General features: G+C 41.9%; 17 protein-coding genes and 1 pseudogene. 8 read left to right on the top strand and 10 right to left on the bottom strand.

Features of this window, described 5'->3' with window-relative positions; genetic code table 11:
* The first annotated feature begins 134 nt into the window (after positions 1-134).
* On the top strand, positions 135-1,700 hold the full coding sequence (nprE, locus tag BV11031_RS10625) for a neutral metalloprotease NprE (RefSeq protein WP_010328439.1): 1,566 nt from the start codon (positions 135-137) through the stop codon (positions 1,698-1,700).
* A gap of 231 nt (positions 1,701-1,931) precedes the next feature.
* Positions 1,932-2,846 (top strand): class I SAM-dependent methyltransferase, encoded by a 915-nt coding sequence (locus BV11031_RS10630; RefSeq protein WP_010328440.1) that lies wholly within the window; start codon positions 1,932-1,934, stop codon positions 2,844-2,846.
* Between the two features lie 80 nt (positions 2,847-2,926).
* On the opposite strand, the gene BV11031_RS10635 is transcribed toward BV11031_RS10630, so the two are convergent.
* The 3 genes from BV11031_RS10635 to BV11031_RS10645 form a co-directional block, all read right to left on the bottom strand.
* The gene (locus BV11031_RS10635; RefSeq protein WP_082246297.1) at positions 2,927-3,355 is read right to left on the bottom strand and encodes a GNAT family N-acetyltransferase; all 429 of its coding nucleotides are present in this window, start codon (positions 3,353-3,355) and stop codon (positions 2,927-2,929) included.
* 25 nt (positions 3,356-3,380) lie between these two features.
* Complete coding sequence (suhB, locus tag BV11031_RS10640) at positions 3,381-4,178, bottom strand: inositol-1-monophosphatase (protein WP_010328442.1); 798 nt, start codon at positions 4,176-4,178, stop codon at positions 3,381-3,383.
* A gap of 138 nt (positions 4,179-4,316) precedes the next feature.
* On the bottom strand, positions 4,317-4,505 hold the full coding sequence (locus tag BV11031_RS10645) for a hypothetical protein (RefSeq protein WP_010328443.1): 189 nt from the start codon (positions 4,503-4,505) through the stop codon (positions 4,317-4,319).
* A 237-nt stretch (positions 4,506-4,742) separates the two neighbouring features.
* Here BV11031_RS10645 and BV11031_RS10650 point away from each other — a divergent pair, with 237 nt between their 5' ends.
* The gene (locus BV11031_RS10650; protein WP_010328444.1) at positions 4,743-5,381 is read left to right on the top strand and encodes a YktB family protein; all 639 of its coding nucleotides are present in this window, start codon (positions 4,743-4,745) and stop codon (positions 5,379-5,381) included.
* Positions 5,382-5,417: 36 nt separating this feature from the next.
* Here BV11031_RS10650 and BV11031_RS10655 read toward each other — a convergent pair whose 3' ends face one another.
* Complete coding sequence (locus BV11031_RS10655) at positions 5,418-5,684, bottom strand: UPF0223 family protein (protein WP_010328445.1); 267 nt, start codon at positions 5,682-5,684, stop codon at positions 5,418-5,420.
* A 184-nt stretch (positions 5,685-5,868) separates the two neighbouring features.
* On the opposite strand from BV11031_RS10655, the gene speA reads away from it, so the two are divergent.
* Together speA and BV11031_RS10665 are read left to right on the top strand one after the other, a co-directional pair.
* On the top strand, positions 5,869-7,341 hold the full coding sequence (gene speA, locus BV11031_RS10660; protein ID WP_010328446.1) for an arginine decarboxylase: 1,473 nt from the start codon (positions 5,869-5,871) through the stop codon (positions 7,339-7,341).
* A gap of 114 nt (positions 7,342-7,455) precedes the next feature.
* Positions 7,456-8,606, top strand: a protein-coding gene (locus tag BV11031_RS10665; RefSeq protein ID WP_129550754.1) for an IS3 family transposase whose coding sequence is annotated in 2 segments (ribosomal slippage) — positions 7,456-7,729 and positions 7,729-8,606 — 1,152 coding nt in all. Because the reading frame shifts where the segments join, the coding sequence is not laid out codon by codon here.
* 60 nt (positions 8,607-8,666) lie between these two features.
* On the opposite strand, the gene BV11031_RS10670 is transcribed toward BV11031_RS10665, so the two are convergent.
* Positions 8,667-8,786: a GapA-binding peptide SR1P gene (locus BV11031_RS10670; protein ID WP_082022512.1), complete on the bottom strand. Its 120-nt coding sequence runs from the start codon at positions 8,784-8,786 to the stop codon at positions 8,667-8,669.
* Positions 8,787-9,204: 418 nt separating this feature from the next.
* On the opposite strand from BV11031_RS10670, the gene slp reads away from it, so the two are divergent.
* Positions 9,205-9,579, top strand: coding sequence for a peptidoglycan-associated lipoprotein Slp (gene slp, locus BV11031_RS10675; RefSeq protein WP_010328448.1), 375 nt, complete (start codon positions 9,205-9,207; stop codon positions 9,577-9,579).
* Positions 9,580-9,625: 46 nt separating this feature from the next.
* On the opposite strand, the gene lpdA is transcribed toward slp, so the two are convergent.
* The 5 genes from lpdA to BV11031_RS10700 all read right to left on the bottom strand — a co-directional run bounded on the left by lpdA (position 9,626) and on the right by BV11031_RS10700 (position 15,680).
* On the bottom strand, positions 9,626-11,038 hold the full coding sequence (lpdA, locus tag BV11031_RS10680; protein ID WP_010328449.1) for a dihydrolipoyl dehydrogenase: 1,413 nt from the start codon (positions 11,036-11,038) through the stop codon (positions 9,626-9,628).
* Positions 11,039-11,042: 4 nt separating this feature from the next.
* Positions 11,043-12,374: a pyruvate dehydrogenase complex dihydrolipoyllysine-residue acetyltransferase gene (gene pdhC / locus BV11031_RS10685; protein ID WP_039073824.1), complete on the bottom strand. Its 1,332-nt coding sequence runs from the start codon at positions 12,372-12,374 to the stop codon at positions 11,043-11,045.
* Positions 12,375-12,488: 114 nt separating this feature from the next.
* Positions 12,489-13,466, bottom strand: a complete 978-nt coding sequence (pdhB, locus tag BV11031_RS10690) for a pyruvate dehydrogenase complex E1 component subunit beta (RefSeq protein ID WP_039073823.1) — start codon at positions 13,464-13,466, stop codon at positions 12,489-12,491.
* A 3-nt stretch (positions 13,467-13,469) separates the two neighbouring features.
* Entirely contained in the window at positions 13,470-14,585 is a 1,116-nt protein-coding gene (pdhA, locus tag BV11031_RS10695) for a pyruvate dehydrogenase (acetyl-transferring) E1 component subunit alpha (RefSeq protein WP_010328452.1), read from the bottom strand.
* Positions 14,586-15,008: 423 nt separating this feature from the next.
* Positions 15,009-15,680, bottom strand: coding sequence for a YkyA family protein (locus BV11031_RS10700; protein ID WP_010328453.1), 672 nt, complete (start codon positions 15,678-15,680; stop codon positions 15,009-15,011).
* A gap of 161 nt (positions 15,681-15,841) precedes the next feature.
* Here BV11031_RS10700 and BV11031_RS23360 point away from each other — a divergent pair, with 161 nt between their 5' ends.
* Both BV11031_RS23360 and BV11031_RS23365 read left to right on the top strand, forming a co-directional pair.
* On the top strand, positions 15,842-15,979 hold the full coding sequence (locus BV11031_RS23360) for a hypothetical protein (RefSeq protein ID WP_411813429.1): 138 nt from the start codon (positions 15,842-15,844) through the stop codon (positions 15,977-15,979).
* Positions 15,946-16,044, top strand: a pseudogene (locus BV11031_RS23365) (YjcZ family sporulation protein); the annotation flags it as partial. The gene BV11031_RS23360 and the pseudogene BV11031_RS23365, both read left to right, overlap by 34 nt.
* Positions 16,045-16,108 lie beyond the last annotated feature (64 nt).

Here is a 16,108-nt window from a genome sequence, read left to right on the forward strand (position 1 = left end):
ATTCAACAAAAATAAACACAGGACAATTCTATCAATTTTGTCTAGTTATGTTAGTTTTTGTTGAGTATTCCAGAATGCCAGTTTAATATAACAATATAAAGATTATTCTGTATTTTCTAAAAGGGGGATTTATTGTGGGTTTAGGTAAGAAATTGTCTATTGTTGTCGCTGCATCGTTTATGAGTTTGTCAATCAGCCTTCCAGGTGTTCAGGCTGCTGAAAATCCTCAGCTAAAAGAGAATCAAACACATTTCCTCTCCAAAAATGCAATTGCACAATCAGGGCTATCTGCACCAAATGACAAGGCTGTCAAACAGTTTTTGAAAAAGAACAACAACATTTTTAAAGGTGACCCTGCCAAAAGGCTGAAGCTTGTTGAAAGCACGACCGACGCCCTTGGATACAAGCACTTTCGTTATGCCCCTGTGGTTAATGGGGTGCCTATTAAAGATTCACAAGTAATCATTCACGTCGATAAGTCCGATAATGTCTATGCGGTCAATGGTGAATTACACAATCAATCAGCTGCTAAAACAGAAAACAGACAAAAAGTCTCTTATGACAAAGCGCTGGCACTCGCTTTCAAAGCCATTGGTAAATCACCAGACGCTGTTTCTAACGGAATGGCCAAAAACAGCGATAAAGCCGAGTTAAAAGCCGTAGAAACAAAGGACGGCAGCTATCGTCTTGCTTATGACGTGACGATTCGCTACATCGAGCCTGAACCCGCAAATTGGGAAGTCTTAGTTGATGCCGAAACAGGCGACATTTTAAAACAGCAAAATAAAGTAGAGCATGTTGCCACCACTGGAACCGGAACAACTTTAAAGGGCGCAACTGTTCCTTTAAATATCTCTTATGAAAGCGGAAAATACGTTCTAAGAGATCTTTCAAAACCAACAGGCACGCAAATCATCACATATGACTTGCAAAACAGACAAAGCCGCCTTCCGGGAACGCTTGTCTCAAACACAACGAAAGCATTCACATCTTCATCCCAACGGGCAGCAGTTGACGCCCACTATAACCTTGGTAAAGTATATGATTATTTTTATTCGACATTTAAACGAAACAGCTATGATAATAAAGGCAGCAAGATCGTTTCTTCCGTTCACTACGGCACTAAATACAACAATGCTGCATGGACAGGGGACCAAATGATTTACGGTGACGGCGACGGTTCATTCTTCTCTCCGCTTTCCGGCTCTTTAGATGTGACTGCGCATGAAATGACACATGGTGTTACTCAAGAAACGGCCAACCTGATCTATGAAAATCAGCCAGGGGCATTGAACGAATCTTTCTCTGACGTATTCGGTTACTTTAACGATACAGAAGACTGGGATATCGGTGAAGACATTACGGTTAGCCAGCCGGCTCTCCGCAGCCTGTCCAATCCAACAAAATACGGTCAGCCTGACCATTACGCCGATTACAGAAATCTTCCAAACACAGATGAAGGCGATTATGGCGGCGTACACACAAACAGCGGAATTCCAAATAAAGCCGCTTACAATACCATTACAAAGCTTGGTGTCTCTAAATCACAGCAAATCTATTACCGTGCGTTAACAACGTACCTCACGCCTTCTTCCACGTTCAAAGATGCCAAGGCAGCTCTTATTCAGTCTGCCCGCGACTTGTACGGCTCAACTGATGCCGCAAAAGTTGAAGCGGCCTGGAATGCTGTTGGATTGTAATGTGGGACAAGCCTGAGATCACTCAGGCTTGTTTCGTTATATGTAACAATATGAATCAACCAAACATCAGGGTTGAGGAGGACTTCCAATTTTCTTCCATCCCTATGCAAAAAAGAGTAATATATATTGACAAAAAATTTATTTATGCTATAATTTACTATTAATATATTTGTTTGTATAATAAGATTCTCCTGGCCAGGGGAATCTTATTTTTTATGGGAGGATCATTTCATGAAGAAAAATGAGTCCAGCTTAACGTCTTTGATCTCAGCTTATGCCCGTGCGTATCACAGCCAATATGACACATCTCTCATTTTTGACGATTTTATCGCAAAAGATCTCATTAACGAAGAAGAGTTTACCAACATTAGCAAGAATATGATTCAAGGAATATCGTTTTTCAACAAAGAGATCGCCGATCGTCTGCAACATGATCCAGAAGAGATATTAAAGTGGGTTACACAAGTACAGCTTTCCCCGACGCCCTTAGCACGTGCTTCGTATTGCGAAAAAGTCTTGCACAACGAATTAATGCTGGGAGCAAAGCAATATGTCATTCTTGGCGCCGGATTGGATACTTTCTGTTTTCGGCATCCTGAATTAGAAAACACGTTACAAGTTTTCGAAGTTGATCATCCGGCCACACAGCAATTCAAAAAGAGTAAGCTGAAGGAGGCTAAGCTGACCATCCCTGATTTTCTTCACTATGTTCCTATGGATTTTACCAAAACGTTTTCCTATCAGCCTCTTATAAATGAAGGATTTGAAAACATAAAAACATTCTTTAGCCTTCTGGGAGTCTCTTATTATATAACAAAAGAAGAAAATGCAAGCCTGATTACACAATTATTTTCTCATGTCCCCTCAGGGAGTTCTATCGTTTTTGATTATGCCGATGAAACACTCTTTACTGCAAAAGGGAAGTCAAACCGAGTTGAACATATGGTGAAGATGGCTGCTGCAAGCGGAGAACCAATGACATCATGTTTTACTTATCAAGAAATGGAACAAATGTTAGAGTCAGCAGGTTTACTGATCTATGAACATCTAACACCCGACGACATTCATGACCTTTTCTTTGGCAATCGAACAGACGATTTATCGGCGTTTGAAACGATTCATTATATTCATGCGGTGAAAAAATAATGTTTCTTTTATCATAGATTCGCCTCTCATTTTCGGGAGGCTTTTTATGGTTAACAGCTTACAAAAATAAGCTGCCGTTATCATACGGCAGCTTTCGCTAAAGGCTTCACCAAGATCATAAATGATTTGCCTTTCTCATCTTTTTCCGTTTTCAGCTGTTCAAACCCGCATTGGCTCAAAAACAAGATCCATTCACTGCGGTCAATGGGAACTGCCGCAAACATCGCTTTGTGTCGGGCCTTGAGCGATGTGCTGATCCGTTCAACGATCATGCTCGCATGCCCCTTTTTTTCTTCAGCGGGGTCTACCAGCACCGTTCCCAGCCATGGTTTTCCGTTAGAAGGCGCCCACTCGAGATGATAGCTGAGGGCAACAGGCTGGCCGTCTTTTTCCCATACAAGCCAGGAGCCGTTGTACATGGAGTAGGAGATCATATAGCTTTCAGCATCTTTCTCCCCAAACTCCTCATCTCTCCAGACAGGATGAGCCTCTGCGAGCGCCTCTAACAAGCTGAGGTCGTCCTGTTCAAATAACCTACTTTCCAGCACGAAGGTACTCCTCAAATATTGTTTTATGTATAGCAGGATTGCCGGCCAGAACACCGTGATTTTCTAAAAAGGTAAACGGCTCACCCTCAATGGTCGAATAAATGCCTCCTACTTCATTTAACAGTACACAGCCGGCCGCATAATCCCATGGCGCAAGCCTCATTGTGATGTAAGCATCTATTCTGCCGGCCGCGACATTCGCCAGCTCTAAAGCAGCAGAGCCGTAGGAGCGTGTGCCTCTGACTCTTTTTACAAGGGGCGCTAACACACTCGGATCAATTCTTCTGTTTTCTGTTATCCATGTCGCGTTAATGCCAAGAATGGCTTCTTCAATGACAGTTTCTTTTAAAGGCGCCAGCTTCGTTTCATTCATATAAGCTCCTCTGCCGCTAAATGCGTGATAAAGCTCATCATGCACCACATCATAAATTAATCCGATTTTCCCTTCTCCATTTTCAAATATCCCGATTGAAATCGCAAAATTTCTTTGCTGGTGAACAAAATTCATCGTCCCATCAATCGGATCGATTATCCAGACAACTCCTTCCAGTGAGTGGAGTTTGTCTCCTTGCCCTTCTTCGCCGAGTATGCGGTGCCCCGGGAACGTTTCTTGAATGCGATCAATGAAAAATTTTTCCGTTTCTTTGTCAATATTGGTGACTAAATCATTCGGATTTGATTTCGTTTCAATCGTCAGATTTTTATGCATAGATTGTTTTATTCTCGCGCCTGCTTCTCTTACCCATTTTTTTGCAATTTCATCAATTTCCGTCCAATTTGCCATTCGTATGTGCCCTCTCTTCTATGTAGACCTTTTATTTTATAGGATACTGATAACGGCGGTGAAAAAGCAAGGAAAATGAAAAATATCCCTTCTCATGTAAAAACGAACCATTCACGCGGTTCGTTTTCACTATCGCTTTTACCCGTTAAGACGAATCCATTCTTTTCTGAGTCGCTCAAGTTTGTTTTTGCTTTGTTCAACCTGTTCTTCATTTTCTTTTTGCATTGCTTCATACAGGGTTGCCAATTCATAATCAACCTCTAGTCTCCAGACAGCTACACGATTGTCTTTCTCTTCCTTAAATCCCTCTTTCACAACTTGCCTCATTGTCTTTCGCCCCTTCCAGAGATCATTTGTTTGTAAAAAAGCATCCCATTTCGCCATTCAACAATGATTACTTCTTATATCGTATGATCCTTCTATTTACGTGTAACATGATTCTGAAAATTGTGTGTTTACCTATTCGTTTATTACCACATTTCCCCTTTCTTCAAACGTGCTCAATCTTTTGACGCTCGTATGAACTGTGATAAAATATGTTTACTTGCATGAAGGAGGAAAACGATGACTCAAATGCGTTTTACAGAAGAAGACTTTAACACATTTACAATAGAAGGCTTAGACGCGCGCATGGAGGTACTAAAAGAGACGGTCCGTCCGAAGCTTACAGCTCTAGGCGAACATTTCGCCCCGACTTTATCTGCTTTAACCGGAGATGAAATGTTTCCGCATGTGGCAAAGCACGCAAGAAGATCCGTCAATCCCCCTGCCGACAGCTGGGTGGCGTTTGCAAACAGCAAAAGAGGCTATAAAAAACTGCCGCATTTTCAAATTGGTTTATGGGAAAGCCACGTATTTGTGTGGTTCGCGATTATTTATGAATCCCCTATCAAAGAAGAGTACGGCAAATTGCTTGAAGCGAATCAGGAAACCATAACAAAGAATATTCCAGACAGCTTCGTTTGGTCCGCAGACCACACAAAACCGGGAGTACATAAGCAGTCTGAAATGGACAAGGAACAGCTGAAGACGTTGTTTGAGCGTTTGCAGACTGTAAAGAAAGCCGAGCTGTTATGCGGCATTCAGCTTCAAAAAGAAGAAGTGCTGAATATGAATAACCAGGAATTCCTTCAGCGCATCGACGATGCCTTTCAGCAACTTGCTTTCTTGTACCGATTCACCCAAAAGGTATCACGAGCATAAACAAGAGCCGGGGCATGAAATGCCTCCGGCTCTTTCTTACATCTTAATCTTCGCATGCTCAGATTCTCTCGCCTGTTTCACCGTGCGATAAGGAGAGTATGTACTTTGTTCCTCAAACTCACCGCATAGCTTTTTTTCCTCAGCCTTTCCAGGTACAATTTCCTTGAAACGGCGGTAAGCTTTAAGAAGCTCTTCACGATCTGCGCCTTTTTCATATGCAAGCTCAACCTGCTGGAAAAACGCAATCACATCCACTGCTTCTTCGGTTGTCCAATCTTCATTCATCGGATATTGGTACTCCATTTTCTTCACTCCTTATAGATTTGCTTCCTTCAAGAGAAAGCATCTTCATTAGATCATAAATTGTTCTTTACATTCTTTCAAGTTCATAATATAATTCATTTGTTTTACGTCTAAAAAACGGTTGAGAAACTGATTTTAATACACACTATTATGCATAGGTATGATTACAAAGGTGGGAAAACAATTGTCGCAACATGAAACACCCTTATATACAGGACTGAAAAAGCACGCAAGCAGACAGCCTGTTCAATTCCACATTCCCGGCCATAAAAAAGGGGCAGGAATGGACCCGGAATTCAGACAATTTATCGGTGAAAACGCGTTAAGCATAGATTTAATCAATATTGAACCATTAGATGACCTGCACGCGCCTAAAGGCATCATCAAGCAGGCACAGGATCTGGCGGCTGAAGCATTTGGCGCGGATCACACATTTTTTTCTGTTCAAGGAACAAGCGGCGCCATTATGACAATGGTGATGGCTGTTTGCGGACCTGGAGATAAAATTATTATTCCAAGAAATGTGCACAAATCAATCATGACAGCTATTGTATTTTCCGGAGCAATTCCAATCTTTATTCATCCTGAAATTGACAATGAATTGGGCATCTCTCACGGCATTACGCTCGAGTCTGCTAAACGGGCGCTAACCGAGCATCCAGACGCAAAAGGGCTTCTTGTTATCAATCCGACTTATTTCGGTGTTGCAGCTGATTTAAAAAGCATTGTTGAACTCGCTCATTCGTTTGATGTGCCCGTTCTAGTTGATGAAGCACACGGCGTTCACATTCACTTTCACGACGAATTGCCGCTTTCAGCCATGCAGGCAGGGGCGGATATAGCAGCTACAAGTGTACACAAGCTGGGAGGATCATTGACGCAAAGCTCTATTTTAAACATGAGAGAGGGCCTCGTTTCTAAAGACAGAGTGCAATCCATCCTGAGTATGCTGACAACAACGTCTACATCTTACTTACTTCTTGCCTCTCTGGATGTTGCCAGAAAACGTCTGGCGACAGAAGGCCATCAGCTTGCCGAAGAGACACTGAAGCTTGCCAACCAGACGAGAGACCGCCTCAATCAGATTGAAGGCATGTATTGTGTCGGTTCTGAGATTCTCGGTTCAAAAGCAGCTTACAGCTATGACCCGACAAAATTGATTATCTCTGTTAAAAATCTTGGACTTACAGGGCATGATGTTGAAAAATGGCTTCGAGAATCCTTTAATATTGAAGTGGAACTATCCGATTTGTACAATATTTTATGTATTTTCACCCCTGGTGACAGCCAAAATGACGCAGATCAGCTTGTAGAGGCATTAACAGAGATTGCATATCATATGTCAGAAAAAGATATAACACACCAGCAAACTGAGGTACTGCTTCCGGAAATCCCTTTATTGGCAATGACTCCGCGTGATGCTTTCTATGCCAATACGGAGGTCATTCCATTAAAAGAAGCATCTGGACGGATTATCGCTGAATTTGTCATGGTATATCCTCCTGGTATTCCGATCTTCATTCCTGGTGAAATTATTACAGAAGACAACATCAGCTACATTTTTAAGAATCTTGACGCAGGCCTGCCGGTTCAAGGACCTGAAGACTCAACTCTAAACATGATTCGGGTCATTAAAGAACAAAAAGCGATACAATAAATAAAAAGCATGCGGCCAAAGGGACTGACCCCATAAGATGAGACAAATAAAAACACCTTCAAGTTTGAATACGGATGATTGTTATCCGAAATTAGACTTGGAGGTGTTTTTTTTATGGGGACAAGAGTGAGTTATCCGCTTGAAGTGAAACAGAAGGCTGTAGACATGAGATTGGCAGGCGTGCCGATGAAAGAGATCATGCAGAAATTGAATATTAAGAATAAGACACAGGTTCAGACATGGGTCAGATGGTATAAGGCTGGTGATACACATCGATTTGAACAGCCTGTTGGAAAGCAATATACTTACGGAAAAGGTCCGGAGTATTCTTCCGAAATAGAGAAACTACAGGCAGAGAATCGTTACCTGAGACAACAGAATGAAGTTTTAAAAAAGTACAACGAATTGGAAAGGAAGTTGATAGCCAAACGTCAGTCGAACTTGTAGAAGTATTGCACCGATCAATGACCGTACAGGATATCTGTGTTCATTTAGGTATCTCCCGAGCGTCTTATTATCGTTGGAAGAAGAATCTGACGAAGGATCAACCTAAACGCCATTTAGAAAGACAAATCGGCACGTTGTGCCGAGAGCACAAGTATCGATATGGATATCGAAAAATCACAGCCATATTAAAAAAGGGAATGTGTATTAACCATAAAACGGTTCAGCGTATTATGCAGAAAAATCAATGGCAGTGCCGGGTTAAGGTGAAAAAGCGCAAGAAGAATGGGCAGCCATATGCCGTGGTCGATAATATATTAGATCGGAACTTTCAGTCTGATCATCCTCTTGAAAAACTAGTAACGGACATCACGTATTTGCCTTATGGACAGAAGCAATTATACCTTTCCAGTATATTGGATGTATACAATGGAGAAGTGATTGCTTTTACGATTGGAGATAAGCAGGACACAGACTTTGTCTTACACACACTTGATCAACTGCCAACACTGCCTGAGAACTGCGTGTTACATAGTGACCAAGGATCTGTGTATACATCTTACGAGTATCAGAAAGCAGTTAAAACAAAAGGCATTACCATGAGCATGTCCCGTAAAGGGACGCCCGCTGATAATGCCTCCATCGAATCGTTTCATTCCTCACTAAAGTCTGAAACGTTCTATCTTAACAGCATTGATCGAACCACGACCGCCATCGTAGAACGCACTGTCAAAGAATACATTTATTATTATAACAACATTCGTATTCAAACGAAACTAAACAACCAATCACCGATAAACTATCGGCAATTGGCTGTTTAAAAGGTGTTTTGATCCCTGTCTTAAAAACGGGGGTCAGTCCCCAAAGCCGCATGCTTTTTATTACTCTTCATCAACAGGACATTGACATTGTCCGCAGCATGATCCGTATAATGTTGTCACTTTCTCATCTTCAAAGTAATGAATGGCTTCGTTGCAATCTTGGCAAACAATCGTTCCCATCTCTCATTCCCCATTTCTTTGAATTTTGAAAACGCTTAATTTCTTTTGTTGCTATTATATTAATATGTCACATTTAAAATGTCAACATCAATTGTATAACACATTTAATTTATATATGATGATATATAGTGTCTTTTTTATTTTTCACTATACAATCTCATCCTCCAAAAAACAGCTTTAATCGATACATATGCAAAATACATCAGGTGATTTCGTGTTTTCTTAAACTTTCATGAAAGAACACAGCCACACATTCCTTATACCCCCAGACCGCTATGTTAAACGAATGATACGATATGTAATCTCACGTTAAAAACAGTTTCAATTATATAACAATTAGGTAACAAGGAGCAGATTAAGCCGCCACTCATGATAAACTAAAACTAGTTTACTATTGTTTATACAGAGGAGAAGATAGATGCGATATCGCGCGGTATTCCCCATACTGATAATAGTATTTGCTTTATCGGGCTGTACGCTTTCCACCATCAATCCGATGAAAAAAAGCCGGATTGACAATATTCATCATACACAAATTTTGTTTTTTTCTGATGAAAACCAAATTGATCAGGAAGCGCCATATTATGATGCACTGCTTGATTTAGAAAAAGATTATCCTAAGCAATTAGATAAAATGAAGGTTTATGATAACAAAAAAGGCTGGGAAGATGAAATTGAAACCGTTCCTACCCTTATGGTTGTTGACCAACGCCATGTCGTCGTGAAAATCGAGGGATGTGTGAAAAAGAAAGAAGATATCATTAAACCATTGCAGCATGTGCTGTCAAAATAAATAAAACAGCCCCCGCTTTAAGCGAGGGCTGTTTTTGATATGAGCATTATTTTACGATGTGAATCGGACTTCCGATTGCCACTTCAGCTGCTTCCATTGTGATTTCGCCCAATGTTGGGTGAGCGTGAATAGTCATCGCGATATCTTCAGCAGTCATGCCGCTTTCGATCGCTAAACTTAATTCAGAAATCATATCTGAAGCACTTGCACCGGCGATTTGCGCACCGATTACAAGGCCGTCCTCTTTACGAGTGATCAGCTTCATGAAGCCGTCTGTTTCGTTAAGAGAAAGCGCACGTCCGTTTGCTGCAAACGGGAATTTAGCAGCAACAATGTCAAGACCTTCTTCTTTTGCCTGCGCTTCAGTGTAACCAACTGATGCAAGTTCAGGCTCTGAGAAGACAACCGCAGGAATACCAAGGTAATCGATTTCTGCAGGCTCTCCAGCGATAGCTTCTGCTGCGATTTTACCTTCGTAAGATGCTTTGTGAGCAAGCGGTGGTCCTTCGATGATGTCACCGATTGCATAAATGTTAGGTACGTTAGTGCGGCACTGTTTGTCAGTTTTCACGACACCGCGGTCCGTCATTTCAATACCGACTTGCTCAAGTCCAAGCTCATCAGTGTTTGGACGGCGTCCTACTGTGATCAGAACATAATCAGCATCAACCGTTTTTTCTTCGCCTTTTACTTCAAACGTAACTGTTACGCCGTCTGGTCTTTCTTCAACGCCTTTAGCCATCGCATTTGTATGGATTTCAACGTTTCCTTTTTTCTTCAGTCTGCGTGTAACAAGAGAACTCATTTGTTTTTCAAAGCCAGGAAGAATTTCTTCTCCGCCTTCGAGAATAACAAGCTCAGTGCCAAAGTTAGCATACGCAGTTCCAAGCTCAGTTCCGATATACCCGCCGCCGATCACAACGAGCTTTTTAGGAATTTCTTTAAGAGCCAAAGCGCCTGTTGAATTTAGGACACGCTCAGTATATTTGAAGTTTGGCAATTCGATAGGACGAGAACCAGTTGCAATGATTGCATTTTTGAACGTGTATGTTTGAGCAGAGTTCTCATCCATAACACGAACCGAATTGCTGTCTACAAAATAAGCTTCACCTTTTACAACATCTACTTTGTTGCCTTTAAGAAGACCTCCAACACCGCCAGTAAGCTTGTTTACGACAGAAGCTTTCCATTCTTGAACTTTTGTGAAATCAACTGATACGTTCTCAGCCGTGATTCCCATGTCGTCAGAATGCTTCGCATTCTCATAACGGTGGCCAGCATTGATCAGCGCTTTTGAAGGGATACATCCAACGTTCAGACAAACGCCTCCAAGAGTTGCTTTTTCAACGACTGTTACTTTTTGTCCAAGCTGCGCAGCGCGGATGGCAGCTACATAGCCGCCAGGTCCCGCACCGATTACAAGAGTATCTGTTTCAATAGGGAAATCTCCTACTACCATAACATTACGCCTCCATTAAAATTAATTGTGGATCGTTCAGTAAACGCTTAATGTGATTTAATGCATTTTGCGCAGTTGCTCCGTCGATCATACGGTGGTCGAAGCTGAGAGAAAGAGCTAAGACTGGAGCTGCTACGATTTCGCCATCACGAACAATCGCTTTTTCTGCAATGCGTCCGATACCCAGAATCGCAACTTCCGGATGGTTGATAACCGGAGTGAACCATTGTCCGCCGGCAGAACCGATGTTTGTAATTGTGCAAGATGCGCCTTTCATTTCAGCTGGAGCAAGCTTGCCTTCACGAGCTTTTGTTGCAAGGCCATTGATTTCATCAGAAATTTCAAAGACAGATTTACGATCTGCATTTTTCACAACCGGTACAAGCAAGCCTTTTTCAGTGTCAGCAGCGATACCGATGTTGAAGTAATGTTTTTGGACTACTTCTTCTGTTTTATCGTCAATTGACGTGTTTAAAACAGGGAATTTTTTCAGTGCAGATGTAAGTGCTTTTACAACGTAAGGCAAGAAAGTCAGCTTGATTCCTTGGTCAGCAGCAACCTGTTTGAACTGTTTACGATGTGCAACAAGGTTTGTTACGTCCACTTCATCCATTAACGTTACGTGAGGAGCAGTGTGTTTAGAGTTAACCATTGCTTTTGCAATTGCTTTACGGATACCGCTCATTTTTTCACGTGTTTCTGGGAATTCGCCCTCAGGAGCTGGTACAGCAGCCGGTTTAGCAGCTGTTTCTTGAGGCGCAGCCGTTTCTTGAGGTGCAGCAGCTTCTTGCGCTCCTCCGTTTACAAAGCTGTCGATATCTTCTTTCACAACACGTCCGTTGTTGCCTGAACCAGTTACTTTACGGATGTCAACGCCTTTTTCACGAGCATATTTACGTACAGAAGGCATAGCGATGACGCGTTTGTTAGGGTCAACTTCTGCTTGATCCTGCTGACCTGCGCCAGTTGCTTTTGCAGGCTCTTGAGCTTGCTCTTCTTTCGCAACGTCTTGTCCAGCTTCTGCAGTTGACTGAACTTGTGCTTCAGTTTTCGCATCATCTGACTCTTCGCTGCCTTTAAATTGAAGGTCTTCGTAACCAGGTGCATCAAACGTAATGATCGTTTGTCCAACAGTTGCAACCGTTCCCTCTTCAACTTTTAATTCTAATACTTTTCCTTTAACAGGTGAAGGAATTTCTACTACTGCTTTATCATTTTGGACTTCAGCCAGTACATCATCTTCGTCTACCTCATCGTTAGGCTTGACAAACCATTTTACGATTTCGCCTTCGTGGATACCTTCCCCGATATCTGGAAGTTTAAATTCAAATGCCACAGTTTTCGACCTCCTAGTTTGATTAAGCAATTTTAAAGTTTACATCGTAAGCATTGAAAACAGATATATAATAGAGGGAAAACATTCATCTTCCCTCTCGATTATGCAGTTTGATTAAAATTCAAGTACTTTTCTTGCTGTTTCAAGAACGTCTTTATGGTTTGGAAGCCATACGCTTTCTGCTTGAGAGAAAGGAAATACTGTATCAGGCGCAGCCACACGAAGTACAGGCGCTTCCAAGCTTAAGATCGCACGGTCGTTAATTTCTGCTACTACGTTTGCACCAACACCGGCTTGTTTTTGTGCCTCTTGAACAACAATCGCGCGCCCTGTTTTTTCGACAGATGCGATGATTGTATCGATATCAAGCGGGCTTACAGTGCGAAGGTCGACAACCTCAGCAGAAATGCCGTCTTTTTCAAGCTCCTCGGCAGCTTTTAATGATTCGTGAACCATTGCGCCGTAAGTGATGATTGAAAGGTCAGTACCTTCACGTTTCACGTCAGCTTTGCCAAGCTCAATTGTGTATTCTTCTTCAGGAACTTCCTGACGGAAAGAACGATAAAGTTTCATATGCTCTAAGAAAACAACAGGATCATTGTCTCTGATCGCAGAAATTAAAAGTCCTTTAGCATCGTAAGGAGTTGATGGAATCACAACTTTGATACCAGGCTGTTGGGCAACAAGACCTTCTAAGCTGTCAGCGTGAAGTTCAGGAGTATGAACACCGCCGCCGAATGGAGAACGAATTGTTACTGGTGACGTCCAGCGGCCGCCAGAACGGTAACGCATACGAGCCATTTGGCCAGAAACCGAATCCATTACTTCGTAAACAAATCCGAAGAATTGGATTTCCATTACAGGACGGAAGCCGTTTAAGCCTAAACCAAGGGCAAGACCGCCGATACCAGATTCAGCAAGCGGCGTGTCAAACACACGGTCTTCACCGAATTCTTTTTGCAATCCTTCTGTCGCACGGAATACGCCGCCGTTTACACCAACGTCTTCTCCGAAAACTAAGACATTTTCGTCATTTTTCAGTTCTGCGCGTAACGCATCCGTGATTGCTTGAATCATTGTCATTTGCGCCATGGCTTACTTCGACTCCTTCTGTGTATAAATTTCAAATTGCTCCTCAAGATTGTGAGGCATTTTTTCGTACATGATTTTCATTAAATCCGTTACTTTTTGCTTAGGCTCAGCATCAGCTTTTTTGATCGCTTGCTTAATTTCTTCTTTCGTATCCTCGATTACTTTAGCTTCTTCTTCTTCAGACCATAAGCCTTTGTTTTCAAGGAACGCACGGAAACGTACTAGCGGATCTTTTTGTTCCCACTCATTTTCGATTTCTTTTGTGCGGTATTTAGTCGGATCGTCACCAGCCATTGTGTGCGGGCCGTAACGGAATGTAAGTGTTTCAATCAGTGTCGGGCCTTCGCCGTTGATTGCGCGCTCGCGTGCTTCAGCAGTTGCAGCGTATACAGCAAGCGGATCCATTCCGTCTACTTGTACGCCGACAATACCGGCAGATACAGCTTTTTGCGCGATTGTTTCAGCCGCAGATTGCTTTTCAACCGGAGTTGAAATCGCGTAACGGTTGTTTTGCACAACGAAGATTGCAGGTGCTTTATAAGCGCCGGCAAAGTTAATTCCTTCGTAGAAGTCCCCTTGGGAAGCTCCGCCGTCACCAGTGTAAGTGATTGCGACAGCTTTCTTGCCGCGTTTTTTAAGACCTAACGCAACACCGGCTGTTTGAATGTATTGAGCACCGATAATGATTTGTGGAGAAAGAGCATTCACATCATCAGGCATTTGGTTTCCTCTGAAATGTCCGCGAGAGAAAAGGAACGCTTGATATAATGGAAGGCCGTGCCAAATTAACTGAGGCACATCACGGTATCCAGGAAGAACAAAGTCTTCTTTTTCAAGGGCGAAATGCGTTGCAATCTGAGAAGCTTCTTGACCCGCAGTAGGAGCGTAAAATCCGAGACGCCCTTGACGGTTTAATGAGATAGAGCGTTGATCAAGCACACGCGTAAATACCATGCGGCGCATGAGCTCTTTTAATTGATCATCTGTTAAATCAGGCATCGCCGCTTCATTCACGACTTCTCCCTTTTCATTTAAAATTTGGAACGTTTCGAACTGCTTTTTAATGGCATCAAATTGCTTTTTGCTATCAACGATAGCTTTTTTCGTTTTTGCAGCCATACTAAGTCACCTCTTCCTTTCTTTTAAACAGTCATTAGACGTGCATTCCTTTTATACATACAAACTTAGGGTACCCTAAAGTATTATCAGTAAGTCGTATATATTTTAGCCGATCCCCAGTTTGCCAAAACCTTTTATGTAGGATAGTTACACTCTGCTTTGAACTGTATTATTTCGAAGTTGTAAAAAACTAATACAACACCGCTTAACATGGATTAGTTTACACCAAATAAAGAAGAACCGTCAATCGTTTTCATCGCTGATTTTCAATAATTGTATTCGCTTTACATTTTCAATAAAAAAACAGAAGCCGACTGCGCCCAAAACTGTACTAGTATACATCTATACACTGTACTACAATAGAAATGAAAATTTTGAACAATATCAATGTCTTCTGCATTTAAAAAAGAGCTGTTCTCAAAGTCAGCTCTTTTTCACTTGATAGCCTGCGGCATCGTATAGATCTTCTCGGGCTTCATTATATTTTTCTGTTTGTTCATTAAATTCTCCGCTATATTTCAGGACCTTTTTATAAGAAGCATTCACTTTATCGATCTGCTGGTCCAGAGCATCCCGTGTCAAGCTTTTGTCTTTCAACTGCATATACAGCTTTTTATCAAGCTGAAGCGCTTTATTATATTCTTCATACAGGGAGTCATAAGATGAATATCTTTTCTCCATCTGGCTTGCTGCGGCGTCAGCCTTTTCTTTTATGTGCTTATCCTTAATATGTTGAGCAGACGTTTTCGCTTCTTCAAATGCCGATTCCGATTTTTTGATGCTGTCATTTTCAATCTTTACATGTTCTTCACGCTTGCTGATATTTTCAAGCGCTTCGTTAGATAAAGCTGCAATTTTTTTATAGTCATCCATATTAAGTGTCATTACATCATCATAAAGCTGATTTTCTTTCGCTTCCAATTCTTTTAGCGTTTTCTGCTCTTCTAAAAACGGCTTCTCCGATTCTGCGGCTTTTTCTAATGACTGATGCAGTGAATCAACCGGGTCCTGCCCCATGCATCCTGATAACATCAGAGTCACAGCAAAAAAAACACCGATTTTCATCCCGGGCCGCCGTTTTAATGCGTCTTTCACGTTAAATCCCCCAATCTTGATCATTTCTACTATAGAATTCACCGGGTGATTTGGCAATAGCTTTCCTGGACGAGGAATACAGAAATCAAACCAAAAAAGTGAAAAATCAGGACAGATGACCATACAACTTTTTCGTTTTTACATAGGTTATAGTAGACGCTATGCCTACTCATAAAGGCTCTGGCGTAATTCAAAGAGGAGGTTTTGTAGTATGTATGGATATGGATACGGCGGAGGCTGCTGCGGTTATGGTGGTTACGGATATGGCGGGTACGGATATGGCCGCACATTTGCGCTAATCGTTGTTTTATTCATTCTGTTAATCATTGTCGGAGCTGCTTATTTAGGCGGAGGCTGCTGCTAATCACACAGCAAGAATTTGACCAGCCATCAACGGCTGGTCATTCGTTTCGTTGCACCTTTGTGAA

This window comes from Bacillus vallismortis (genome assembly GCF_004116955.1).
Taxonomy (GTDB): domain Bacteria; phylum Bacillota; class Bacilli; order Bacillales; family Bacillaceae; genus Bacillus; species Bacillus vallismortis.